The sequence below is a fragment of the Pseudoalteromonas sp. H105 genome (assembly GCF_001469215.1).
In the GTDB taxonomy this organism is placed as follows: Bacteria; Pseudomonadota; Gammaproteobacteria; order Enterobacterales; family Alteromonadaceae; genus Pseudoalteromonas.
Map to the genome: position 1 here is coordinate 788280 of NZ_LOFH01000001.1, position 24743 is coordinate 813022.

Genomic DNA, 24743 nt, shown 5'->3' on the forward strand with positions numbered 1-24743 from the left:
TCAAATTTATCGTGAAATTTACGATATGTGCCTTAAGCTAATCAATAGCAAACGTCAGCGCTTCGTTTTCCTCTTTACTAAAAACCACGAGGTAGCTCTGTGATATCGAATCAAAATGGTAATTTTTACTGATATAATGCTCCCATAGCACCTGCTCTTTTATTAACACAGCGTGCTCAGCGGATAAGGCCCACAATTGCCCTTGGCCTTCTGGTGACGCTGTATCACCGGCGTAAACCAATAAAAATCCTTGTTCACTTACAATGGGGGTGATTTTTGTTGTGTTACTGTTTGCAAAGCGTGGCACTTCTTGCCAGGTTTCATTATAAACACGTATAGGGTAAGTCGTATTTAAGCGTGTTTGTAACTGAGCTTCAAACAATTCAACGTCGCCATGCCTTAAATATTTAAGCACTCCATGTTCAGCAGACTCGGTATCAACAAAATCTCCTGCGAGCAGTGTATCTAGATCTCCCCCTACCCAATCAGGTAAAAGTTGAGTGAGTGGATTTATATCAAAGGCAATCGTGCTTTGAACGTCATTACGAGAAAACTCAAACTGCTCAACGCCACTGTCACTATTTGTAAATAAAAATTGGTTGTTTTTATTTTGCCAAATCGTCGCATTTTTCACATTCACCAGTGAGAATATCGCCTCATCACGCGCACTTGGAAGTGAGTCCATAACATTTATGAGCAATTGATCATCACGACCAAAGCCGATACTAAATGTCACATCGTCATAATCAAATAAAGGGGCATGGCTGAATTGACTGATCTGATTACTAATCGCTTTTTTGCCACGCACCTGGCCATTTATAATTTGTATATAAGATTTAGAGGCTAGATCATCGTTATCTTCTGCCGCAAGATAAAGATCGCTATTATTAGCCACAAACCCACTTTGTAGGGTGGTTTCTTCAAGCAGGTTAGACACCATTTGCCACGCCCCACTTTTCCAACGATATAAACCAATAGGTGAAGATGATAAAGCGAATAAATTATCACCCGAGCGCGCAATACTTGAAGGCGTAATATCATAAACCACTCTATCGCCAACTTTGCCATCATCAAATGAAACAGAGTGCAGTCTATAGGCCTCTGTGTCACTTTGAGTAATAAACCATACTTTTTCTTCAAACCACATATTTTCAGACGCTAAAAGCCGTTCTTTATTTGGGTTATCAAACAAAAGCTGTTTATCTTGCCCAGCAAAATGTAAATACACCTTGTCATTTTCATAGGTCGTAATATAAGGGCGGCAAGCAATCTCATATGTTACATTTGACCGCTTTGTAACGTGGCATGTTTGAGGCCCTCCAAGTTGCATTATTTCAACGTCATCTGCCATGCTCGCATCAACTGACACTGCGCTGTTATCTACGATGAGTTCACTCTGCGCATAACGAATAGTAATGGGATATAGGTAAGGTGTTGTTAATTCAAAGGTCACGACATCTGCAGCACATTCAATTGATAACGTATAATCTAAAGACGTGGTGTTACTTAATGTTGAATCACAATTCATCGTATCAGGAATACCCGATACCACAGGCTGCGCAAATGATGTTCCTTTAGCGGTAAAATCAAGTTCATTACCTGCCTCTAGTGTTGCCGTATTATTCATCCATGACAATTCAAGGCCGGCAACAGAGTCACTCGGCATCACCTTAAGTGTGTATGTTTGTTCAGCACTTGTGGGGGCAATAGGTATATTCCCCTCACTCGAAGAGCCCCCACAGCCACTGGTAGCGAAAGCAAATAAGCTCGCCAATAATAACTTTATTTGCACAATAAAATCCTTTTCATTTGATTTATTAATGTAGGTGATAGAGACACTTAACCCAGCTATTTTAAGGCTTTATCTAAATCGATTCGTATTTTCACTCGCAATATTAAGATGCACCAACTGAACCCAAAACGCAAACACAATATCAATTAAAATGATTGATTAATAATCAACGCTTGAATACAAAAATACTCATGATGAATACGCGCAGTGTTGAGGGAGCAAGGCCATGTTTATAAAACGCAAAAAAGCCGCGAAAATCGCGGCTTTGGTGGATAAAGCTAAACTTTTACTGGTAATGTTATAAATACTGACCCAGAATTTTTACCTGGTCTAACATACGATTTGAGAAACCCCACTCGTTATCATACCAAGCCATTACCTTAACTAATTTGCCTTCAGCTTTAGTTTGCGTTGAATCAAAAATTGATGACGCTGGGTTATGGTTAAAGTCGATAGAAACAAGCGGAAGCTCGTTATACTCTAAAATACCTTTCATAGACCCTTGCGCAGCGGCTTTCATCACTTCATTGATTTCAGCAGCCGTTGTTTCACGTTTTGTAATAAACGTAAAATCAACTAAAGACACGTTAATTGTCGGTACACGCACTGACATACCATCAAGCTTGCCTGCTAGCTCAGGTAAAACCAGACCCACAGCTTTTGCTGCGCCAGTTTTAGTTGGGATCATTGACTGTGTTGCACTGCGCGCACGGTATAGATCAGGGTGATACACGTCTGATAAGTTTTGGTCATTAGTGTAAGCATGAATCGTGGTCATGCTGCCTTGCTCAATACCAACTGTGTCATTAATTGCTTTTGCAATTGGCGCTAAGCAGTTTGTAGTACACGAGGCATTTGAAATGATATTACTGTCAGCATTAAGTACTTCACTGTTTACACCATGAACAACCGTTGCATCCAAATCAGTGCCTGGCGCAGAAACGATTACTTTTTTCGCACCAGCAGTGATGTGCTTAGCGGCATCATCACGTTTGGTGAAAAAGCCAGTACATTCTAAAACAATATCTACGTCCAGCTCTTTCCAAGGTAAATTAGCAGGGTCGCGCTCTTGTGTAAGCGTAATAACATCATCGCCAATCAACATTGTATTATCAGCAAGTGTTACTTTTTGAGAAAATTGACCATGCACTGAATCAAATTGAGTTAAATGTGCATTAACGTTAGCGGGTGCTAAATCGTTAATCGCAACAATTTTGATCTCGTTATTTTGTACAGACTCATAAAGCGCGCGTAATACATTGCGACCGATTCGGCCATAGCCATTAATTGCTACATTAATCATTTCCAAACTCCCCTTTAATTATTTAACTTCACTTGCTTGGCGAGCAAGCGTTTCAATGGCTTGCCAGTCTTTATTTTCAATCAATTTTTTGTCGAGCATCCAGGTTCCACCTACACAAATCACATTGCTTAACGCTAAATAATTAGGCGCTGTGGCTAAACTAATACCGCCAGTTGGGCAAAATGTAACCTGCGGTAATGGACCACCAATTGATTTAAGCATGGCCGTACCACCCGCAGCTTCAGCTGGAAAGAACTTTAAGAACTTAAATCCATGGTTTGCTAACTTCATCACTTCGCTTGGTGTTGCGGCACCTGGCAGAAATGGAATATCCGTTTCTTTAGCAAGCGCTAAAAGCTCATCGTTGACGCCTGGGCTCACCATAAAGTCAGCGCCTGCTGCAACGGATGCATCAAAGCTTGCTTTGTCAACCACTGTGCCTGTACCTACATAGGCTTCTGGTACTTCTGCTTTCATTAGCTTTACAGCTTCTGCCGCAATAGGTGTACGAAGTGTAATTTCAAGTGCTTTTAAGCCACCGTTATAAAGTGCTCTTGCAAGCGGGGCTGCATCTTCTAGCTTTTCAATTACAACCACTGGCACAACCGGTGCCGATGCTAATATTTTTTCTATGCTCATTGAATGTCCTCATTACCCTGTGTATGGCTAATTATTCTTCTATTCCAAACGCACTAGCACCTAAGTCAGCGCTGCTTACAATGTTTCTGAATCCTTCAAACAACTCGCGGCCTGTGCCAAACGTTGGGCTTGCAGGACTAAGTTGCAGTTCACGTTTTTCTAATACTTCATCTTCAACATGTAACTTTAAAATACCTGCTGGCGCATCAAGGGTAATTAAATCACCTTCATGAATTTTAGCGATGATCCCGCCCTCAACCGCTTCAGGCGCTAAATGAATAGCCGCAGGCACCTTACCTGACGCACCAGACATACGACCATCAGTGACGATGGCCACTTTATAACCTTGATCTTGAAGCGTTGCCATCACAGGCGTTAACTTATGGAGCTCTGGCATCCCTTTCGCTTTAGGGCCTTGCTCTTTCAATACAGCAATAAAATCTTGATTTAATTCGCCGCGTGAATACGCCTCTTGCAGTGCACTTTGCGAGCTAAATACTTTTGCAGGTGCCGTAACAACTTGGTGCTCTGTTGCAACTGCTGATACTTTAATAACCGCTTTACCTAAGTTACCGGTAAGAAGTTGTAAACCACCTTGTTTGCTAAACGGCTTGTCAATCGGACGCAGTACATCTTCGTCTAATGAATTTTCAGGACAAGGTACCCATTTCACTTTGCTCGGGCCTGAGCTATTTGTCATGATTACGTTATTATCGGTGTCTAAACGAGGCTCACAGGTATAAGCTTCAAGGCCTTCACCAACAATGGTTTTCACATCATTATGCAAGAACCCTGCACCAACAAGTTGCTTCATCAAAAAGCCCATGCCACCGGCGGCTTGGAAATGATTGACATCAGCAGAACCGTTCGGGTAGATACGTGTTAACAGTGGAACAACTTCAGATAAATCTGACATATCTTTCCACGTTAATTGAACGCCAGCCGCTTTAGCTATTGCCACTAGGTGAATAGCATGGTTGGTTGAACCACCTGTCGATAAGAGACCAACGAGGCCATTAATAATGGTTTTCTCAGTCACCACATCAGCTAGACAGTTCGCATCTTTAGATTCTATTAACTGCTTAAGCATGGTCTCGACTGCATTACCAGTAAGGCCATCGCGTAATTCTGTATACGGATTAATAAACGAGCTACCCGGTAAATGTAAGCCCATTATCTCCATCAACATTTGATTTGAGTTAGCAGTTCCGTAGAACGTACATGTACCGGCACTATGATAAGACGCACTTTCAGCTTCAAGCAATTCATCACGGCTCACTAAGCCTTGAGCAAACTTTTGGCGAATACGTGCTTTTTCTTTATTTGGGATACCAGATTGCATTGGACCCGCTGGTAAAAATGCAACAGGAAGGTGGCCAAATGACAAGGCACCAATCAACAATCCTGGGACAATCTTGTCACACACACCTAAGCAGAAAACACCGTCAAATACGTCATGCGAAAGAGAAACTGCCGTAGACATGGCAATAACATCACGCGAAAACAGCGATAACTCCATGCCATCACGGCCCTGTGTTACACCATCGCACATCGCTGGCACACCGCCAGCAACTTGCGCAGTTGCGTCATATTTAGTAGCGAGCTCTTTAATTAAATCAGGAAAGTCTTTGTAAGGCACATGCGCAGACAGCATGTCGTTATATGAATTAATAATCGCTAAATTTGGCTGCTCGTCAGCTTTTAAGCGCGCTTTGTCATCACTGCTGCATGCAGCCATCACGTGAGCAATATTGCCACAACCCAAACCTGCACGCGTTCTTGTTTGTTTTTTTGCGTGATTAATACGTGCTAAATAAGCTTGGCGAGTTTGTTTACTGCGTTCAATGACGCGTTCGGTAACTTCTTGAATACGAGGATGCAACATAAAATTCGACTCATCTCTATGGTTAGAGGATAAAGGCTCAGTGGCAACCACACACTCCACGAATGTAATTGCACTGAGCATCTTTGATTTACCCGTTCAAAGGTATACGTTATCAGGCCGTCTCTCACAACCAACCTGACACCGGTGTCACTGTATTAACGCACGACTGTGACACCGGTGTCAACCTTATCATTTAAATTTAGTCTAATTTATTTAAATGACCAAATAATGAACAAAAAAACAACCGAAAACGCAGTTTCTTTGTCGAAAAGATCGAAATTTTGATAACAGGTGTCACAATTAGAAGGCGTTACGAGGGGGTACGAACGAATAAAAAATGCCTGAGTAAGCGTCACTCAAACTCAGGCAACTGTGAAACTTATTTTATTTGTGCCGTTGATTCGCGGGTAATTAAACGCGCTTCAAGGGTCACTTGGTATGGTTTTTCTTCTGGTTGGGCAATACTTTCTATTAGCTTAGTCACTGCTTGCTTTGTCATATCTTCAACCGGCTGTGCAATCGTCGTTAATCCGGGCCAAATATGCCGAGCAATAGGCGCGTTATCAAACCCTGCAATCGATATATCATCAGGCACTTTTAACTGCCTTTGGGTGGCAAGCTTTAGCACAGCCGCAGCCATGTAATCATTCGATGCAAAAACAGCCGTCGGCCTAGGTGTTAAATCGAGTATACTTCGCGCACTATCAACACCCGAGTGATAACTAAAGTTACCTTCTTCGACTAAACGCTCATTAAATTGCACACCATGTGTTTCAAGCGCCCTTAAATAACCTTTAAAACGCTGCTCTGTTGCACTGTGATCAGGGTGGCCTTTAATGAATGCGATTGACCTGTGACCCAAACCGATTAAATGCTCCGTAATTTCAAATGCGCCTTGCTCATCATTGCTTCGCACAGAGATTGACTCATCGTCGAGTACGGCAGATGCAACGCGTGCATAGGGAATTTTCTTGGTTTTGAGAAAATCGACAAGCTCTTTAAAGTCTGAAAACGGCGGAGTTAACACCAATCCATCTAAGCGGGATGTCTGAAGCAACTGTTCAATATTACTGATTAATGCATCACCACGCATATCACACGGATGAATCAAAAGGTTATAATTGTTCTCTTGGCAGGCTGCCAATGCACCGGTTTGAACGCGCGTAATGTAGCTTTTACTTGGGTTATCATAAATACAACCGATAATAAAGCTTCGGTTTTGCGCTAAACCTCGTGCAATTGGGTTGGGGGTATAATCAAGTTCTTTAAATACCTTAAGCACTTTTTCACGGGTTGCATCACTCACATTCGGCTCATTATTCAGCACACGTGATACCGTCTTTTTAGACACACCAGCATAACTTGCAACACTATTTATGGTAACTTTTTTCATCCAAACTTCCCAATGACATCCCTAATCGCGATGTTTATACCGACTCATTCGCATGCAAACAGGCTGCAGCACCAATAAGCGGTATATTGTCTTGTATAACTAACGTAACGGGTATTTGACTCACAAACTGAGACATAATGCCTTTAGCGGTAAAACGCTCTACAAATCGACTTGCTAAGAGACGTGATTGCATACGCGGTAAAATCCCGCCACCAATAAACACGCCGCCTAAACCACCAAATGTCAGTGCTAAATCCCCCGCCACACTGCCCATCCAGTCACAAAATTGATTAAGTGTCGCATCGCAAACAGCACATTCACCGCTATTGGCAAGTTCACTAATTTGTGCTGCGGTCAAGGTTTTAGGTTCAACACCTTTTACTGCGGCCATCGCTTGGTATAAATGACTGATACCAGGACCTGAAAAAACCGTTTCAACTGACACATGCGGTAACTGCTTACGTAATTCTGTAATGAGTTGAGTATCTAATTCATTCACCGATGCCAATGAAATATGACCAGCTTCACAACTGAGTACCGCACTCCCTTGATTGGTACGTACTAAACTTGCTGCCCCAAAGCCGGTACCTGGCCCCATTACCGCAATATTGGCGTTGCTGTCCGCTTGGCCACTTTTAACGGTGACGTTTTGTTGAGGGTCTAAGTAAGGTGCTGCATAAGCAAATGCTGCAAAATCATTGATTACTTCAAGCTTAGATAAAGTAAACGCCGTTTTAAGCTGTTCAACACTGAAGTGCCAGCCTAAATTGGTTAAATGTACTTGCCCTGACTTTATAGGACCAGCAACAGCAAGGCATGCACGTGTTGGCTGGATGGGTTTAATCTGGGAAAGATAATGTGTTAAAGCGGCTTCTAATGAAGCAAAATCAGCACTAGGAAATGTGATATTATGCTCAATAACAAATTGGTTTTGTTCAGGCATAAAATCGGTAATTAGAGCAAAGCGCGCGTTTGTTCCGCCAATATCAGCGACTAAGATCGGATCAAATTGTGTATTAGGGTTGCAACTCATAATGTTTTCTCTTTTGTCTAAGCGGTTTGCCTAGTAGCTAAAACCAAGCTTATTATTATAGTTTCAACGGCTTTGCCATCGCGGTAGGATAAACTTTAAGCTATCACCTCAAAGTCATTATCCTGTGAATAAAAAAGACTGCCCAATAAATTGAGCAGTTAAAACGTTTTGACAACAAAATGATAAAACAGTGACATTATGACACCGGTGTCAGCTTGGGATCAATATAAATATTCAAATCTTGATAAATAGCTTGAAAAAAATAACAAATAAACGAAAATAACACGAGTTTTTAGCGCCACGCTTCATTTCTCTTTAACTAGGTTGTGTATATGAAAGGTAAAGCTACATCATTTGATATTGCCCACTATGCGGGTGTTTCACAATCTACTGTCTCGCGTGCGCTACGAAACAGTCCGCTTGTAAACGAAGAAACACGACGCCGTGTACAAGAAGTCGCAAAACAACTTAATTATAAAGTAGATAAAAATGCCAGTAATTTACGCGCGCAACAAAGCAGTACGTTAGCGCTATTACTCTTTGAAGATCCAACCGCCGATGAATCTCAAATAAACCCGTTTTTCCTTGCTATGCTTGGTAGCATCACCCGTGCATGTGCCAGTGAAGGCTATGATTTACTAATTTCATTTCAATCTACCAGTGCCGACTGGCAAGCCGATTACGAAGACAGCCACCGTGCAGATGGGATTATTTTACTTGGTTATGGTGATTACGTAGATTATCAAGCCAAGTTTAGAAGCCTGCTCGAACAAAACACCAAATTTGTTTGCTGGGGAGCCAGTGTTGATAATAGACCTGACCTCACCGTCAGCTGCGATAACTACGGCGGCGGTAAGCTTGCCGCGGAGCATTTATTAAAAGTTAACCGTAAAGACTGTGCATTTATTGGTGATGCATCAGAGCATAGCCCTGAATTTTTTGCGCGTTACCAAGGGTTTAAAGACGAATTTACTCGCCATGATGTTACTTTAAGTGAACGAAAAATGGCTAACGCTATTTCAACAGAAGAGTCAGGCTATCATGCAACTCGCTCATTAATCGCCAATAACATTGTTTTTAACTCACTATTCGCAGCCAGCGATTTAATTGCAATTGGCGCAATCAGAGCATTAAAAGAAGCGGGAATTAAAGTACCTGAAGATGTTCATGTGGTGGGGTTTGATAATATTGCGGTGGCAAGCTTTACCAATCCCCCATTGACCACCGTACAGCAAGATACCACCCTTGCGGGTCAGATGTTGGTCTTTAACCTATTAAAACTGATACGCTCTGAAGAAGTTGAAAACACCCTACTTCCTCCTAAGTTAATCATTCGCGGCTCAAGCATTTAACCCTAGCCTATCAATTAAAGGGGTTCTCTAAAGCCCCACAACCACTACACATTTTCTACGGCACACAGTTGCTTTATTCTGAAGTGATTAATAGTATATGCAAGTAGCACGGCACAGCCAATACCAATAAAATCAGCCAGTAAATCCATCGCATCTAATGTACGCGAGGGAATAACCCCTTGGCTTAGCTCTTCCACAATAACAAACAGTAAAACAAACGCTGCCCCATAATAAATATTCAGTTTAAGAAAGCGAAACGTTTTAAATTTTAAACCTACCGTCGCAATAAAGGTAAGCGCACCAAACAAGCAAAAATGCCCCACTTTATCACCATAAGGAATGGCTCTGACTAAATCAAAAAATACGCTGTGACCGCCAGTATTTGCCAAATATATTACCCACAATATAAAGGCAAAAAAGACCGCAGCTAAAGCTAATATTAACTTATACATAATTTATCAACAGTGTTTATTTATGGCTCTAAGTTAACACAAGAAGCATGTAATACCATTAAAAGTAGTAGGTTAACTCTTCATAGATGTACATTAGCAAACGTTATATCACCAAAATTAAAAATAACATGGCCAAGTTTAATCGAAGGAAAATAAAAATAGCCCACTGTGAAAGGGCTATTTTAATGGGCTTGATAATTGGCTGACTATCAATGCAAGTGCGATTAGATCAACATACAGCCAATTAAAGTTTATCGAACGTATTGTGTTTAAAGTGTGTTGCAAAAGTTTTTATGTGCTCACCTCCAGCGTAATGACTCTTTGAAAACGATTAACCTTGTACTTTATATTTGTGTATTAACACATCTTGTAAACTAGCGAGTGCGCGCTGAATAGCGTGTAAAATATTTTTTCCTTTACGTTTTACCATCACACTTGGCAAACCCGGTAGCATCATATTAATGCTGCATTCCTTTAAAATGCCATGTTGACGTGTTGAAATATCATCAACACGAATATCAACTTTCCGAATATGCAAAGCGTATTTGCCTAAATTACTTTTAACCAATTTTGAAAGTGAGACTTTCATACCCGATTGAATCAGTTTATTTTTGATTGTCAGTTTAAGCTTCATAGTATTACTTCCTATTAGTCGCACCTTTATTGCAGGGCTGACTCTAATCTACTAATGTATCAAATAAGATAAAAGCTGATTATTTCTGACCAATTGACAGGTATTTTCGAATGATTACTACCATTAACTACAACCATTTATATTATTTTTGGCAAGTTAGCCGCTGCGGCAGTATCTCTGCGGCCAGTAAAATACTGCACCTAACACCACAAACGATCAGTTCACAAATTAGTGATCTAGAACATAGGCTAGGTAAAGCACTCTTTATAAGAAAAGGACGCGGGCTTAGTTTGACTGAATTTGGCCAAATTACGCAGCAGTATGCCAACGACATGTTTGCCATAGCCCAAGAATGGCTTGAAACAACACAAGGGGAGCTCACCCATTTATCAAAAACATTAAAAGTGGGTATCTCTGATGTATTACCCAAATCATTAGTGTCTAAATGGTTAGCACCACTGATTGATAATGAACGGATCACGAATTTGCAATGTATAGATGGTCAACAAAATGATTTACTTGCACAAATGGCGACACATAAACTTGACCTTGTCTTAGCCGATCAACCGCTAGACAACGCATTACCACTCAAAGCGTTTTGCCATGAAATAGGAAAAAGCCAATTAGCCTTCTTTGGCAATACACACTGGCATAAAAAGTTATCAGCCGGTTTTCCCCAATCACTGCATAACCAACCTGTTGTATTACCGGCAAAAGGGAGCCCCGTCAGCCGAGCCATTTACTTTTGGCTACAAGAATTAGGGTTAGAAACCACCGTCGTCGGCCACGTTGACGACAGCGCATTAATGAAAGCACTCGGTGAACAAGGGTTTGGCATATTTCCCGCGCCAATACTCGTTAAAGATGAAATTGAGCGTCATTTCGATGTTCATTACATAGGCGCAATCGAAAACGCGTTCCAACATTATTATGCATTTAGCCCAGACAGATTAATAAAAGACACCATCTATTCTGAGTTTATTAAACATGCACAACTGAGTGCGTTTTAAAACCAACAAGGCCTTAATAATGGCTTGACCGTACCAATTAGCGTGTTATTTTTGCATTAAAAAATAATACGCTAAAGATTAATTAGTGCGTCTCTAAGAGGTACTCTGCCAATGCCTGATAGGCTGGCAATGATGTTGGGTCACTATACGAATTTTTCGCTTCAGGAAATGAAGCAAAGCGCACAATAACCATATCAGCGATTGGATCAATATAAATGGTTTGTCCGTGAACACCTCTTGCTGCATAAGCATGGTGCTTATTGTGTAAAACCCACCACATACTTCGGTAACTTCCCCCTTTCAATGAATCAAAACCCGCCTTGTCAAATACAGCCTTGTCTCCTCCTTTTTTAATATTGTTAACGACAGACTCAGGAAACACTCTTACACCATTAAGCATCCCCTTATTAAGCATTAATTGCCCTATCCGACCAAGATCGCGCAAACCAGCACTTAACCCACCCCCCGCAAATGGGGTACCCAAGCCATCAATAGTCATATAGGCATCTTGCTCTGCACCTAGCTTACGCCAAATTTTTTGTGACAAGAGTGTGGTAAGGTTTTGTTTTGCAACCCGCGATATAATCCAGCCTAATACATCCGTATTAATCGTCTTGTAACCAAACGCATACCCGTGCTCACCTTGCTGCCTCACCGTTTGCAAATATTCATAATAGCCATTAGGGCCTTTGTATCCTTCAGGCTTAGGTAAAGGACTTGCAGCTGCTGAATAAACCCAAATATCGGCATTAAGATCAGAGTAATCTTCGCTGTAAGCCAATGCCGTTGTCATATCCATTACTTGGCGGACCGAAGCTGAGCCAAACGCACTGCCTTTAAGTTCAGGAATTATTTCAGACACCTTCGCGGTCTCCTCCAATAACCCTTCAGCTATTAATATTTCAGCCGATAACCCTACCAGTGACTTAGTCATAGACATTGCTGCATGCTTACTCGACTCATCGAGACAACCCGCGTATTTCTCGTAGACGATTTTACCTTTATGCAGCACTAAAATACCGTCGGTGTAATTTAATAAAAGTGACTCTTCAAATGTTACCTCTCGCTTTTTATCACTTGTTTTAAAGCTAACGTTGCCTATTTTACTATCAAGCTCATAATCAAAAACAATCGGCGCGCCCAAACCACGACTAACCTGCTTAGTGGGTAAAAGTTCACGCAGGTGACAGACAGTCCATCGTAACTTTGGAAAACTAAAATAGTTAGATTGCGGCTGCATAATTAATTTTTCAACGGGTGGTGGACTACCTATCATCCATTGCAAAGCACGCGGATCTGATAATTCTGCTGATGGGGAAACAGCTTTAGCTGCCCAGGCACAACTTAAGCACAGTGCGCATAATAGCCATAGTGTACTGTAAACTACTCTACCTATTCTTAACTGCATTGTTGAACCCTAAATTTTGTTTACCTTAGCCGACATTGATAATTAACAGTATAAAGGCAAGTTCTCTGCCTTGTGATTACTAAAATACATTTAAACCACAAACATTGATCTTGATAATAAGCCCAGATGCTCCTTGGCATCACTGTATTTTAATCATTCACAAAGAAGAACTACTTTACTCGAAATACATTGCCTAAAAATACATAGCTAGCCATCGTCAGTAACAACATCATACCAAATACCATATTTGTCACCTTGATATCTCAACCAATGATACAAATAAGCACTCGACAACATAATTAACCCGCCCACCAGTGCGGGTTCACTTACAGTGCCTAAACAACAAAAAATAAACCCACTAATATGGCCTATCTTTTCAATACGCACCGCAGACTCTCTAGAGGGTCGTGCTTGTAGAAAGTTCAGCACAAACCAACATTTCAAAATAAAAGGTAACGCTTTCCAGCTATCAGACTCTTTATTCATAATAAACTTCTCCTGATTCAAAGTTGCAATATCAACCTCAAGTGCAGCAGCAAGGCATTTAAGAGACTCTAAGCTCGCATTTTTTCCACTTTCAATACGCTGAATTGTTCGTACATTTAACCCCGACATCTGCGCTAATTGCTCTTGTGAAAGGTGACGACTAATACGAAGTTCTTTAAGGATCATTAAATTTCTCTCTGTACTTAAGAATCACCAATATGCATCACGTTAAGCACTGTCGGTGACGAATTGCACCCGACATTAACCCGACAGCCAGCTTTAAAGCGTCAATAACCCGCATGTTTCAAAAGTAGGATGGCCAATCTAATCAATTATTTCAACCTGTTGCATTAAAGTCCACGCTCTTAATGCGTGCTGAGTACGCGTTACCTCAAACTCATGCCACGTATCTAATAAATTAGCCTGTTCTAGCAGCCCTTTAAATTTTTGATATGCCCCCTTGCCTCTAAATATAGACCTTACTTTATCGTACTGGGATGGCAAATAAGACTGGATAAACTCAAAAACTAAATCACGGCCAAGGCCTAAATCGTTTTTATAAGGTATAGCTAAATACTGTTCGGTATTATCGATATCATCAGGTAATGGTTCATTATCACCAAAGTCGGAATAAAAATACGTCTTGCCCGTTGTTTTACAAATATAGCCTTCATGGCAAAATGGTGAACCAAAGTTAACAAATTCAAACAGTTCTAACACGTCAGTAAATTTAATTGCCATTTAAGTACCTCTAAAAATGGGGGAAGCATATAAAATAGTAATAACGCAATTTTAGTCCAAAATAAATAACGAACATTTTGATGGTGCATTATAAATAGCGATTCAGTTAGATTAAAGAATCTATAACCCTGTCTAACGTGACTATACGCTGTGCTAAGTAAATTATTTTTGAATGATAAATCTACCGCATAAAAAAGCATGCCCGAAAGCTTATTTAAATTAGCGGTTAAGTTTGATTGAGTACAATCAGCATTCAATGCATTTTACAGCCTACAAACACACTCATAATATTAAATATATAAACGATAAGTAGACATCGTATTATTATAGTATTTACTCAAATGGCACGAAGGTATAACACCCTCCCCCTACTAAACACACTCATTCAGCACTAATCATAATGAGTAATAATTACCCTCATAAGCTGCGCTTGAAGCTGATACGTTTTATCTCCACCATTGGTTAAAATAGCTATTTCAAGATTGTGCTTGGGCTGAAAAAACAATTCTGCTTGATAACCATCTTGTGACCCCCCATGCGAAAAGAAAGGCGGTTCACCCCACCCTATCATCCACCCTAACCCAAATGTTCCATCATCACCTGCATTACTGTGTACCTGAGTCATCATACTTAGTGATTTTTGACTAATAATTTTTCCACTTTTCAACGCAATCATAAAATTATTAAGGTCTTCAATACTACTTACTTGTGCCATTGCACCCGTTGTATATTGCTTTATGCCGGAAAAAGACGGCGTTTTTGCATAATTAAGTGCATCCGTCGGTTTAAGTACAACCCCACTCTCAACAATATAGCTATTTGCCATATTTGCAGGACCAAAGATATGTTGGTTTAAGTAGCTGGCAAAACTAACACCGCTCGCGTTGGCTATCACTTCTGCGAGCAAAACAAAGCAACTATTACAATATACTGCCGCATCGAAAGCGCGTGCTGCAACATCAATGCTTTTCGAAGATAAAAACCTTATAAGGTCTTGATTCGTAGATAAATTCGCTAACTGCAAGTTTGACTCGCTGAAAAAGTCATCTGAAATGGATACCCTATGTGTTAGCAAGTGTCTTAGCGTAATGCCTTGCCAATTCGCGGGTAAATCTGGAATATAACGCGTTACCTCGTCATCAAGTGAAAGCACTTTGCTCTCGACTAACTGCATAACGGCCAATGCCGTGAATGGCTTACTAATAGAGCCAACCCTAAACCCTGTACTTGCACTTATAACAACATTTTCATTTTTATTCGCAAGCCCTGCACTCTGTTTAAAAATAATTTTGTCGTCTTTTTTTAAAAGAACACTTATCCCAGGCTCATCCATTTCTTGTTTTGATAAGACCTCATTGAGCTTATCAACAATAGACAAATTATCTCGCGTTGGCTTATTGTCAGCAAAGGAGTTAAAACTCCCCATCCCCAAAAAAAACAACAACAAAAATTGATAACTCAATATACGCACTTTATACATTCCTTGAGGATACTTAACAGGCTTAACACCGAGCTTTCAGAATAATTTAAGCGCGTTTATAATTTATAGTTATCGGTCAACCATAGCCTAGTCCCTGTTTTGGTTCAACAAACAACCGTATTTTTAAACACATCCCCCTGTAACCAACTATTAATAGTGAAGGTAGCCGCTTTAAAGATCCGAAAAATCAAACAGGCCGATATCACATAGTTATGTACATGGCGATGAGGTCAGCGATCTAATCAAACCTTATTTTTAAATCAACTTATCAGCGATTAGTCGCATCGAGGAAACAAAAAAATCGTGACCGTTATTCGTACGCAGTGGCAAGTAAGGAATGGATACACTGGCGGTACTCATGCACTAAGTTTTTAAGGCAAACGTCTGTGAAATGGACAGGACTCTCTGTGCGGTATTCATTTTGGGCAAAGCCTATTATCGACAGAAGAAGCAAAATGAAAACCTCATAATACCATCAGAACATTAGCATTTAAGTAGATACGCATCCTATTAAGGTGCTGGAAAACACATACGCCCTACGATGAATCAACTTACTTAACGGCATTGAAAAGTAAAGGATCACCGCTGTTAAAATTTGCGATATAAAGTAGGCTTTAGTGCTTGCTGTCCACCACAGGGCGTGTTGTTAGTGCTTTTTGTTAATTTCATCGACTATATCATAACCCCATAATCCGGCTCTTAATTTGACCTTTAACTGGTCGCCAACTTTATAGGGGTTTCTTGTATCCGTACCTAAACTATAACTTGTTTCCGATATTCCATCTGATATTCGAACATATTCAAAAATATCATAACGAACACGCTGTTGACCAACTCCGGTTACTCTGAACTCTTTGTGGATCACCTCATCAGATGAAAACTTATGATTCGTAATAGCAATAAACCCCATGCTGCCAAATGTTGTAAACACCACAATCGCAGGTAAGTTTAAGAGCTCATGGTGAAAAGGTGTTGAACCCGAATCGTACTCAATAATAAAATTCGCCGATTTATCATGCCTCCACTTTTGATAAAGCCGAAGCACTGGGGCAGCGAGCAAACCTATTCCTACCGCTACATAAGTTAATACGCCATCATCAAGAACATCACTAAATACCAAAAAACTTAATTGGATAATAGCCGCGCTATAAATTCCAACAAAAGTTAATGAAAAAAAATGATTCATCGTACCTCTTGAGCACTAACGAGACTGTAGAACAACTCCAACAGCCAAATTCAATTAAAAAACGAGCCCCTGTAATTAACTCTAAGCGCTTTTAAAGCATTAGGTAATGCATTTGGAACCCATAAAACAGGCTGGCTTTCTTTAAAAAGAGTAATTCTACAGCCTCAACGCCCGCATAGGCTGAACAAAATGCATGGCTATAATTGGTAAGGTACGAACCAAGCCAAGCTTTTTTAATCCGCTCATAATGCGCTTTTTATGGCTAAAAACCGACTTTATAGAAAGCTAATAGCGCCATCAACACAAACATTGGTATAGATATATAAATATTGAACGGCAACGACTTAAAGATAAATCTTTTTTTATGTGTTACATCTGTTTTGTAGTTTAAAGCTATAAAAACAACCTCAGCAGCATAAGACCCCAAACTCCCAGAAGTTAAAGGGTGCAAGCTCTTTAGTCTACTCATATCCTCAGGGGAAATATCTTGCTTCCTCAGACTAGACTCTATCCAAATGCACATTAAGAAGCTTGCCCCTGGTAGAAAAAAACTGAGAAAACCAGTTAATCCAAATAGCATTCTCTCGCCCGAAGCCAATGTACCAATAGCTATGACGAAAGCTAAAACTACCCAACCAACTGATAATGTCCCCCAAAAAATATATGAAAAGAACCTGCCCATACTCTTTAGCCATAACGAGCCTGTAGATTAACTCGCTTTAAATTTATTTTTATTGATAAATCAACCATAGCCGAGTTCCTATTTTGGTTCAATCAGTTATCGCTAGTTTACGTAAAATAGAAAAAGAGAATGTGCGGTTGTTTTAATGGCTGTTTTAGACGGAATTGCAGGTGCTTGAGTCGCTATATTTCGGCTTAAAAGAGCAAGAAAACACAGCTGTCTGCTTGACCGGAAATTTCTAATGGGTGACCCCAATAACTTCTAGAAAAGTAAGGGATCACCGCTGTTAAAATTTGCGGTATAAAGTGGGCTTTAGTGCTTGCTGTCCACCTCAGGGCGTGTTGTTAAGCGTATTTAGCTCTGTCATTGATTTTATGCAGATACTCTCTGTCGATTTTTTATTACTTAAACCCGATGATGAAATATAAGTAGAGTCGGGAACCATAATCCAATTACCATCTGCATCTAAATCTCGTATTTCACTATGCAATCCACACTCACTAATCTTAAAATCATTATTGGTATATGGTTCATGGCCTTTAAGTTGACTTAATATTGGTGTCTCAGCGAAGTCTTCATCGGCTGAACCTGATACTGAAAAAATAGCTAGGGATCTGCCTCTTCCAGGCGAATAACTTACCACAAAATATTGTGTACCATTTTCAAGCTCCAACGAATAATACTGGCAGCAAGGGCCTACAACCTTGTATATGAATTGAGTGGATTCTCTTCTAAAATCATTGTATTTGATAGCAACATGTTTTGTTAGTCCGCTGTCATCATTTCTTAGCAAGTAGGTATGAATAGAAAATTTGTCCATGAATTTTGATGTGCTTTCATATTCACTCAAAATAGTCCCAATGAGGTCAACATCTTTAAATTCTTTGTGATGCCCATCTGCAAATGAAAGGAAGGGCAATATTAGTAGCAGCGATGCTGTAAATTTCATAGTACTCTTAACGAGCCTGTAGATTAACTCGTTTTAAAATTATTTTTATTGATGAATTAACCATAGCTGAGTTCCTACTTTGGTTCAATTGATTACTGTTTTTTACGCAAAATATAAAAAGAGTTTGGTGTTCTTTTAATAGCTGTTTTAGAAGGGATTACGGGGGATTGAGTCGCTTTAATTTAGGTTAAAAGGGCTTACCCTTCTTAGTGCATCGCAAACTATTGTGACACCCACTTTAAATTATCTATTTATATGATGCTACAAAATTAAAGTTTAAATTCTGAATGTACGCACATGTCACTTTGCAAAACTAACTTATGTTTCAAAATGAGTGGATTTCGTTGTAAAACTTAAATGACAGCCATGAAAATACCTGCGCTATGCAGTGGAAGTACTATTTTGGGGGATTTCGCTCTATCCGAATAACTTTTCACAGTTACTCATGCTTGTTCGCCGTTTTCGGTTGAGGTTTTCACAGTAACTTTCGTGTGATGATGCCCTGCCAACAGCTCCATGAAACACACGTGTAAATTGAGTGGTTAGTTTTAACCAGTTTTCAGGGGATATGTTTAGCCTTTCTAAGAGAGGAAGGCACGAATTATCAATATGTCCGCGTTTATCATCCCGCATTATTCGTCCCGTTAACTCTACAAGCCCAAGGTACGATTTAAGCTCAAACGGCAGCCCTTTTGGCATTATTTGACGCGGCATACCTGCAAAGCGAAGTAACTGTTTAGGTTGTTTACCTTCTATTGCGCTTGTTAAACGCTTTTGAGCACTGGTATGGTCCGATTCTTCTGGGCTATTAGCCATTTTCGCTCTAATGGGGTTTAAGTCTACATACACCATACATGCTGCAAGTGCGGCTTCATCTAGGAGTGCTTGTGATTTAAAGCGCCCTTCCCACAAAGTTGTATGGAATAAATTTGAATGCCGTTAGGCTACCCGAAGGGTGAGCGCCATGGATGGCAGCGAGTAAAACCTGCCTGTGCAGTTATCTTCTTTATTTGCTTTGCGCGCTATACCTTCATTTAGCAACCGCATAAACCAGCTAATACTTGATAAGCGTTCGCGGTACTGTTTGACCGTTTGATTAAAAAAGACGAGTTCTGATTTACTTAGCTTTTCACCTTTTACGTATTTCTGCGTTAACAAGGTGCCTTTAAACAGCTTATGCCAGCGAATAATAATCGCTTTATCATTCAATCTGTTTGCCTTTTTATCATCAACATAGAGTACTAAATGGGTATACTTCAGGCGTCCTGCCGTTCGCCCTTCGGGCCAGCTGCGCTGTTGTTAAATGTTCCTAACATTTCGCTGGTTACTCATTACGGCATAAGCACACACGTCAATACAAAATACCTTAGCTAATTCTAACAGTTTATCTTCAACCCCCCCCCTGCGGTGCTCATATGATTGCCCTGTAAAGTGGTCTTCGCCACATAAAAATGCACGCCGAACACAACGTGAAATACAGTGATAATACTTTGTATCAACCAAACTTACTTGACGCTTTCTTGCGATAGCCATATTTCACTCTGTTTAATTTTCATACTAATTAAACGTTAGTAAAAAATTTGGCGAAATACAAACTTTAAGATGGGTGTCTCCTTTATTTTAAAGATGGGTGTCTTCTTTATTTTATTTTTTCTAATGGGTGACCCCTTTTACTGTGCTTGCTGTCCACCACAGGGCATGTTGTTAGGTTACCGTAGCCGACACATACTTTCAGGAGCACTCTTATAAGCAGTGCTTCTATGAATTGGGCTTTCTATTAAAGCAATGAGTGCATCTAAAACTTTAGGAGTAGGTTCTTCACGACTTGAACAATTACAAGACCAAGTAATTGTGTGGCTTCTATCTGCGATTTTCAAGAACAATTTTTTATCTGGGCATGGTGCACAAACTTGAATTTTTTCAATACCATTTTCTATGACGGATGCTTCTCCTTCATGCTCAATGTAATCAGATAAACTAAAAAACTCTATTTTATGAGCTTCATTGATAATATTTTCTATTTGACTGTTAGTTAGCTTAATTTTATTTGAATAACTAGTACCCTCAATACATAGTTCTTTGATGTAGGTATGTGTAGAGTATTCGTAGGAATCAAAAACACTCTCAATCTTTAGGTCAAACGTTATAGGTGGCTGTTTAGAAGCACAACCAAACAAAAATAATGTAAGCAGAACAAGAGTACACTTCATTGGTAACCTAACGAGACTGTAGAATAACTCCAACAGCCAAATTCAATTAAAAAACGAGCTCCTGTAATTAACTCTAAGCGTTTTTAAAGCATTAGGTAATGCATTTGGAACCCATAAAACAGGCTGGTTTTCTTTAAAAAGAGTAATTCTACAGCCTCAACGCTTTTAGCTGCGGTGCCGGCAGGCATCCGCTAACTAAACTTGTTAGCTGCCTTTGCCTTGCTTTGGAACCGCTTGTTGAAGCCCATCGGTTAATAACACAGCAAAAGCACTGTGATGAGTCAATCCCGGCAATACTTTGGATCGCACAACTAACCCTTGATAATCTCTTGATTTCAATTGATTCTCAAATGCCAGCATTTCTTTGACCATACTCCCCTCTTGACTACCTATATACATGAAAACATTCGCTTTCATACTCTTCTTACTTTTTGCATAGTCACTTTCTAGCCGAAACATCGCCTTATTGTCGTACCAGAACGATGGACTACCTAATATGTAGTAATCAAATAACTCGGGATTTGTGATCAATATCTTGGCGCCAAGCAAACCGCCATATGAATGACCAACAAATACTTTTTTATCCTGTCTAATTCGATATGTTTGACTGATCAGAGGTAAAACCTCGTCTGAAATGAAACTAATGTACTGACTGGCTTTACCTGAATACTTTTGAACTTCGAGCGAATGCCCCCTTTTTTCATTTGGGGCAAATGTTGGAGTATAGTCTCGTGTACGGCTAAGCAAAGGGTTATGCCCTTTGGAATATGAAATCCCAACAATAATGACATCCTCGATATCCCGGCCTGCCATGAGATGCACAATGCCGCTCGCCACTGCAACTGAATAACCTGTGTCATTTAATAATACCAACGGGTATTTTTTGTTATTTTCTGAGTAATCATTAGGCAGGCGAATATACAGTTCATATTCCAATCCGCTTACTTCAGATTTTATTTGCAGGGTATGCGTATTTCGAATTTTAAATTCGGTACCTTCCTTGGCACTTAGCGGCACAGAGAAAAAAATAACAGCAACAAAAGCCAACTTAATAAACTTAAAAAGCATCATTTTCCTTAAATGTGTGAAGGTTAACCACATAAGCTAACAATTTAATATCGACCCTAAGGGTCGTCTTTCTACCCAACATTGGGTCTATATTATCTTACCCATATCAATAACAAAATATCTTTTATTATTCTATATCAAATATATAACTAATTGACATTTTACTGAGTAACCGACAAAAACGACCCATTGGGTCGATTTCATGACTATAGGGGCACCTAAGCTACAACTGTACATATACACAGACTTTACTTGCGGGTATTTATGAAAACACAATTGCCATTTTTAAATTACATTTCTGACTATATGTGAGGGTCTGTTGACCTTTGCGGATTAAAACTTGTTCAAACTAGGAGCGGTTTAATCGTGGCGCGAGGCTTGTAACCTAGTGGGCTAAGTCAAAACCGAGCAAAGCTACCGCGTTCTGCTCACGCCCCTTACCACCATCCATGATGGTAACACAGAATAAATCGCCTCTAGACAGAACCCGAAGGGCAGCACCTGTTTGGCAATACAATAAGCCCAATTGATAAAGCCTTAACGTAAAAACCACGGCTGTTAACCGTGGCTTTTGAGTACTCAGTATTAATGATTAAGCAAACTTACTTTAGTGCTTTTTCAACCACTGGGTAGTGATCCCATACGTGCTTGTCGCTTAATGAGCGTACTAACTTAACGTATTCTGCGTGTGTCCATGCAAGAGGCGTGGCTGAATTAGTGCCCTCGCCAAGTGTATAGCCTGCTTTATTATTACCTACACCGTCCCATACTTGCTCAGGTAACATCATGCCTTCGTTAGCAAATTGCTCTAAGCCTTTCACATACGTGTTTTTAATGGCTTGTTGCTTGTCTGCGTTTAACGATTGCGTGGCATTGGCAGCAGCGATTTCGTAATGACCACGCTCGCCAGTAAAGAACGGCCAAACACGACCACGTTGCCCTGGGGTATTTTGCCCGCCTTCGGCGTAGTTTGTGCCGGTTACTTCGTCTTCACCATAACCGTCGTTACCATAACGGCGGTAGCCAGGGAATGAGCCACTGCCGTCGCTAAACTGGTAGCTGTACTTAACTTGTAAGTTATCGGCTAACGTTTCGTCATCATATTCTGGCAATGTTTTTACAATGCTTGGCGCCAGTGCATCACGCACACCGTAGCGTACTAGCTCTAAGAAACCGCCGTCTAAAATTTGCTTTTTATTAAAGCCTTCGCGGCCATTATTGGCGTTAATTTTAGTGTTTGAATTAGCGTCTTTATCTTGACCTATACGAATAAAATACTCACCGTCCGAATTGCTTGATTCTAAGTTACCTGCGGTGGTGAACATAATGTTTTCAATATCGCTGTTGTAACTTTTGGCGGTTTCAAGGTAACGCTTAGCGTTTTCGTTATCACCTGCAAGTGTTGCAATATCAGCCGCAGTGATAAGGCCTGCAACAACCGCTGCGGTGGTTGAAGGTGAATAACCTTCTTGCTCTTCCCAGCGCTCTTGCTGCGTGGCAGGCGGCGTAATTTGCATGTCGTTCCACAAAATTTTAGCGCGGCCACCATCAACTAAAAAGTCAGCAGCAGGTTTTAACATACGGCCGTACCAATCCGTCAGCTCTACATCAGTTAGCACATTGGCTTGGTGCAGTTTCCACGCAAGCATAATAGGCATGGCTGTTTGGTCTAGCTGTACGCCTACCCATTCAAGTTCGCCGTCGACATGGGTTTTTTGTAAAAACCAGCCTGTGTCACCATTGTTACCCGGTGTTTTAGCGTTTACTTGTACTTTTTCAAGGTATTCGAATGCAGTTTTAGCCGTAGCGGTGTCGCCCATTGCCATAAAGGCCATGGCCACTTGGTAGAAGTCACGTACCCATACTGCTTTGTAACCGGTTGACCCTGTTTTAGCTGAAACCGTTTCACCCCATGGGTTTGATAACGAAGCAATAAGCGCGCCTGCATGGGTTTTATCTTCTTGCGCTTTTAAAACTAAGGCACTGGTGTAAAGTAACTTTCCGTTATCGGCTGTTTGTGCAGTCATGGTATTAAGCGGTGCAAGGCTTTGTAAGTAATCTTGCCAGCCTAATGCCTCGCCTTTACCATTGTAGTTATCAAGCACTTGCTGATATCCGCGAGCTAAACTCGCTTTACCCTCTTTGACACTTGCTTGTTCGTTGTTACCAAAACTTAGGGTTAAATCAAATTGGCTGTTTTTGCCAATCTCACCTAGTTCGGCGAGAAAGCTTACGTTACCCGATTGCTCACCGGTGTTGGTATATACATTACTTAGTTGCTGTGTGGTTTTAAGTTCATTCAGACCATCGCTCTTGCCCGTAAAACCAACACTGGTTTGTTTAAACGGTTTTGCACCTTGCAGTGATAAATAATTATCGCCCTGCCATGCAACTACACCTTGCTCAGTGGTTTTGGCAAAGTCATCAAGGCCATTGTTATCAATATATGGGTTAACACTTACATATGCCTTTACGCCTTCAAGGTCAGTATTAAAAATGCTGCGTACAAACAATGTTTGCCCATCTGGGTCGGTGAATATGTGTTTTTCTAAGCTAAAACGACCTTGTTTATCTGTGCTGGTTACTTTATAAGCCAGTGACAGTGGGCGACCTTGTGCATCTTTGTATAAATAGTCAATGGTTACATCAAGGTCGTCGGTTTCTGTTACGGTAAAGTCTTTACCCACCACAACAAATTGCATGTCTTTAATTTGGGCTTGGTGAATCAGCCCAAACATGGTTTCTGTGATCATGCCTTTTGCTATTGAGAACCATACCTTTGAAACTGTGCCAGTTGCCGCAGTGTCGCTGTAAGCACCGTTTTGATATTGCTCAAATGAGGTACCAATCCCTGTTTTGCCAGAGTATGCCCAAAATGGTTCTGCACCTGGTGCACCTGGGGCAGCAGGTTGCTGAGTTACCGCTGACGTACTTGCTTGCTCTGAACTGCAGGCTGTTAACCCGAGCATGAGTAAAGTTGTGGTAATGATGTTGTATTTTTTCATTTTTAACCCTTAAATTTTCTTTATTTCTAAAAATT

Annotated in this window: 20 protein-coding genes and 1 pseudogene; 2 read left to right on the forward strand and 19 right to left on the reverse strand. The window is 40.5% G+C overall.

Features of this window, described 5'->3' with window-relative positions:
* Positions 1–37: 37 nt before the first annotated feature.
* The 6 genes from ATS75_RS03455 to glk form a co-directional block, all read right to left on the reverse strand.
* On the reverse strand, positions 38–1792 hold the full coding sequence (locus ATS75_RS03455) for a hypothetical protein (RefSeq protein WP_058559012.1): 1755 nt from the start codon (positions 1790–1792) through the stop codon (positions 38–40).
* Between the two features lie 298 nt (positions 1793–2090).
* Positions 2091–3095, reverse strand: a complete 1005-nt coding sequence (gap, locus tag ATS75_RS03460; protein WP_058559013.1) for a type I glyceraldehyde-3-phosphate dehydrogenase — start codon at positions 3093–3095, stop codon at positions 2091–2093.
* Positions 3096–3113: 18 nt separating this feature from the next.
* Positions 3114–3734 (reverse strand): bifunctional 4-hydroxy-2-oxoglutarate aldolase/2-dehydro-3-deoxy-phosphogluconate aldolase, encoded by a 621-nt coding sequence (gene eda, locus ATS75_RS03465; RefSeq protein WP_058559014.1) that lies wholly within the window; start codon positions 3732–3734, stop codon positions 3114–3116.
* 31 nt (positions 3735–3765) lie between these two features.
* Positions 3766–5619: a phosphogluconate dehydratase gene (gene edd / locus ATS75_RS03470; RefSeq protein WP_058559085.1), complete on the reverse strand. Its 1854-nt coding sequence runs from the start codon at positions 5617–5619 to the stop codon at positions 3766–3768.
* Between the two features lie 379 nt (positions 5620–5998).
* Positions 5999–7012, reverse strand: a complete 1014-nt coding sequence (locus ATS75_RS03475) for a LacI family DNA-binding transcriptional regulator (RefSeq protein ID WP_058559015.1) — start codon at positions 7010–7012, stop codon at positions 5999–6001.
* Between the two features lie 34 nt (positions 7013–7046).
* Entirely contained in the window at positions 7047–8045 is a 999-nt protein-coding gene (gene glk / locus ATS75_RS03480; protein ID WP_058559016.1) for a glucokinase, read from the reverse strand.
* Positions 8046–8377: 332 nt separating this feature from the next.
* Between glk and ATS75_RS03485 the strand changes: the two genes are divergently transcribed.
* On the forward strand, positions 8378–9397 hold the full coding sequence (locus ATS75_RS03485; protein WP_058559017.1) for a LacI family DNA-binding transcriptional regulator: 1020 nt from the start codon (positions 8378–8380) through the stop codon (positions 9395–9397).
* A 44-nt stretch (positions 9398–9441) separates the two neighbouring features.
* On the opposite strand, the gene ATS75_RS03490 is transcribed toward ATS75_RS03485, so the two are convergent.
* Positions 9442–9849: a VanZ family protein gene (locus ATS75_RS03490; protein ID WP_058559018.1), complete on the reverse strand. Its 408-nt coding sequence runs from the start codon at positions 9847–9849 to the stop codon at positions 9442–9444.
* 331 nt (positions 9850–10180) lie between these two features.
* Positions 10181–10483 carry a hypothetical protein gene (locus ATS75_RS03495; protein ID WP_058559019.1) on the reverse strand — a complete coding sequence of 101 codons (303 nt, stop codon included), beginning with the start codon at positions 10481–10483 and terminating at the stop codon, positions 10181–10183.
* Positions 10484–10593: 110 nt separating this feature from the next.
* On the opposite strand from ATS75_RS03495, the gene nhaR reads away from it, so the two are divergent.
* Entirely contained in the window at positions 10594–11493 is a 900-nt protein-coding gene (gene nhaR, locus ATS75_RS03500) for a transcriptional activator NhaR (protein WP_058559020.1), read from the forward strand.
* Between the two features lie 82 nt (positions 11494–11575).
* On the opposite strand, the gene ATS75_RS03505 is transcribed toward nhaR, so the two are convergent.
* The 11 genes and pseudogenes from ATS75_RS03505 to ATS75_RS03560 all read right to left on the reverse strand — a co-directional run bounded on the left by ATS75_RS03505 (position 11576) and on the right by ATS75_RS03560 (position 24708).
* Positions 11576–12901, reverse strand: a complete 1326-nt coding sequence (locus ATS75_RS03505) for a serine hydrolase domain-containing protein (protein WP_058559021.1) — start codon at positions 12899–12901, stop codon at positions 11576–11578.
* Between the two features lie 207 nt (positions 12902–13108).
* The gene (locus ATS75_RS03510) at positions 13109–13573 is read right to left on the reverse strand and encodes a helix-turn-helix domain-containing protein (protein ID WP_058559022.1); all 465 of its coding nucleotides are present in this window, start codon (positions 13571–13573) and stop codon (positions 13109–13111) included.
* A gap of 138 nt (positions 13574–13711) precedes the next feature.
* On the reverse strand, positions 13712–14128 hold the full coding sequence (locus ATS75_RS03515) for a hypothetical protein (protein WP_058559023.1): 417 nt from the start codon (positions 14126–14128) through the stop codon (positions 13712–13714).
* A gap of 391 nt (positions 14129–14519) precedes the next feature.
* Positions 14520–15599: a serine hydrolase domain-containing protein gene (locus ATS75_RS03525; RefSeq protein ID WP_058559025.1), complete on the reverse strand. Its 1080-nt coding sequence runs from the start codon at positions 15597–15599 to the stop codon at positions 14520–14522.
* A 655-nt stretch (positions 15600–16254) separates the two neighbouring features.
* Positions 16255–16794 carry a hypothetical protein gene (locus ATS75_RS03530; RefSeq protein ID WP_058559026.1) on the reverse strand — a complete coding sequence of 180 codons (540 nt, stop codon included), beginning with the start codon at positions 16792–16794 and terminating at the stop codon, positions 16255–16257.
* 262 nt (positions 16795–17056) lie between these two features.
* Positions 17057–17476: a hypothetical protein gene (locus ATS75_RS03535; protein ID WP_058559027.1), complete on the reverse strand. Its 420-nt coding sequence runs from the start codon at positions 17474–17476 to the stop codon at positions 17057–17059.
* A gap of 331 nt (positions 17477–17807) precedes the next feature.
* The gene (locus tag ATS75_RS03540; RefSeq protein WP_058559028.1) at positions 17808–18425 is read right to left on the reverse strand and encodes a hypothetical protein; all 618 of its coding nucleotides are present in this window, start codon (positions 18423–18425) and stop codon (positions 17808–17810) included.
* Between the two features lie 417 nt (positions 18426–18842).
* Positions 18843–19958, reverse strand: a pseudogene (locus tag ATS75_RS20310) (transposase).
* Positions 19959–20134: 176 nt separating this feature from the next.
* Positions 20135–20635 (reverse strand): hypothetical protein, encoded by a 501-nt coding sequence (locus ATS75_RS03550; protein ID WP_058559029.1) that lies wholly within the window; start codon positions 20633–20635, stop codon positions 20135–20137.
* A 204-nt stretch (positions 20636–20839) separates the two neighbouring features.
* A complete protein-coding gene (locus tag ATS75_RS03555) occupies positions 20840–21703 on the reverse strand; it encodes an alpha/beta hydrolase (protein WP_058559030.1) in 864 nt (287 codons plus the stop codon).
* Positions 21704–22305: 602 nt separating this feature from the next.
* Positions 22306–24708: a glycoside hydrolase family 15 protein gene (locus ATS75_RS03560; protein ID WP_058559031.1), complete on the reverse strand. Its 2403-nt coding sequence runs from the start codon at positions 24706–24708 to the stop codon at positions 22306–22308.
* Positions 24709–24743: the final 35 nt, after the last annotated feature.

What these genes read in the sequence shown, in the direction of transcription:
- gap (WP_058559013.1), bottom strand. Translation starts at nt 3,095, where the DNA reads ATGATTAATGTAGCAATTAATGGCTATGGCCGAATCGGTCGCAATGTA.
- eda (WP_058559014.1), bottom strand. Translation starts at nt 3,734, where the DNA reads ATGAGCATAGAAAAAATATTAGCATCGGCACCGGTTGTGCCAGTGGTT.
- edd (WP_058559085.1), bottom strand. Translation starts at nt 5,619, where the DNA reads ATGTTGCATCCTCGTATTCAAGAAGTTACCGAACGCGTCATTGAACGC.
- ATS75_RS03475 (WP_058559015.1), bottom strand. Translation starts at nt 7,012, where the DNA reads ATGAAAAAAGTTACCATAAATAGTGTTGCAAGTTATGCTGGTGTGTCT.
- glk (WP_058559016.1), bottom strand. Translation starts at nt 8,045, where the DNA reads ATGAGTTGCAACCCTAATACACAATTTGATCCGATCTTAGTCGCTGAT.
- ATS75_RS03485 (WP_058559017.1), top strand. Translation starts at nt 8,378, where the DNA reads ATGAAAGGTAAAGCTACATCATTTGATATTGCCCACTATGCGGGTGTT.
- ATS75_RS03490 (WP_058559018.1), bottom strand. Translation starts at nt 9,849, where the DNA reads ATGTATAAGTTAATATTAGCTTTAGCTGCGGTCTTTTTTGCCTTTATA.
- ATS75_RS03495 (WP_058559019.1), bottom strand. Translation starts at nt 10,483, where the DNA reads ATGAAGCTTAAACTGACAATCAAAAATAAACTGATTCAATCGGGTATG.
- nhaR (WP_058559020.1), top strand. Translation starts at nt 10,594, where the DNA reads ATGATTACTACCATTAACTACAACCATTTATATTATTTTTGGCAAGTT.
- ATS75_RS03505 (WP_058559021.1), bottom strand. Translation starts at nt 12,901, where the DNA reads ATGCAGTTAAGAATAGGTAGAGTAGTTTACAGTACACTATGGCTATTA.
- ATS75_RS03510 (WP_058559022.1), bottom strand. Translation starts at nt 13,573, where the DNA reads ATGATCCTTAAAGAACTTCGTATTAGTCGTCACCTTTCACAAGAGCAA.
- ATS75_RS03515 (WP_058559023.1), bottom strand. Translation starts at nt 14,128, where the DNA reads ATGGCAATTAAATTTACTGACGTGTTAGAACTGTTTGAATTTGTTAAC.
- ATS75_RS03530 (WP_058559026.1), bottom strand. Translation starts at nt 16,794, where the DNA reads ATGAATCATTTTTTTTCATTAACTTTTGTTGGAATTTATAGCGCGGCT.
- ATS75_RS03535 (WP_058559027.1), bottom strand. Translation starts at nt 17,476, where the DNA reads ATGGGCAGGTTCTTTTCATATATTTTTTGGGGGACATTATCAGTTGGT.
- ATS75_RS03540 (WP_058559028.1), bottom strand. Translation starts at nt 18,425, where the DNA reads ATGAAATTTACAGCATCGCTGCTACTAATATTGCCCTTCCTTTCATTT.
- ATS75_RS03550 (WP_058559029.1), bottom strand. Translation starts at nt 20,635, where the DNA reads ATGAAGTGTACTCTTGTTCTGCTTACATTATTTTTGTTTGGTTGTGCT.
- ATS75_RS03555 (WP_058559030.1), bottom strand. Translation starts at nt 21,703, where the DNA reads ATGCTTTTTAAGTTTATTAAGTTGGCTTTTGTTGCTGTTATTTTTTTC.
- ATS75_RS03560 (WP_058559031.1), bottom strand. Translation starts at nt 24,708, where the DNA reads ATGAAAAAATACAACATCATTACCACAACTTTACTCATGCTCGGGTTA.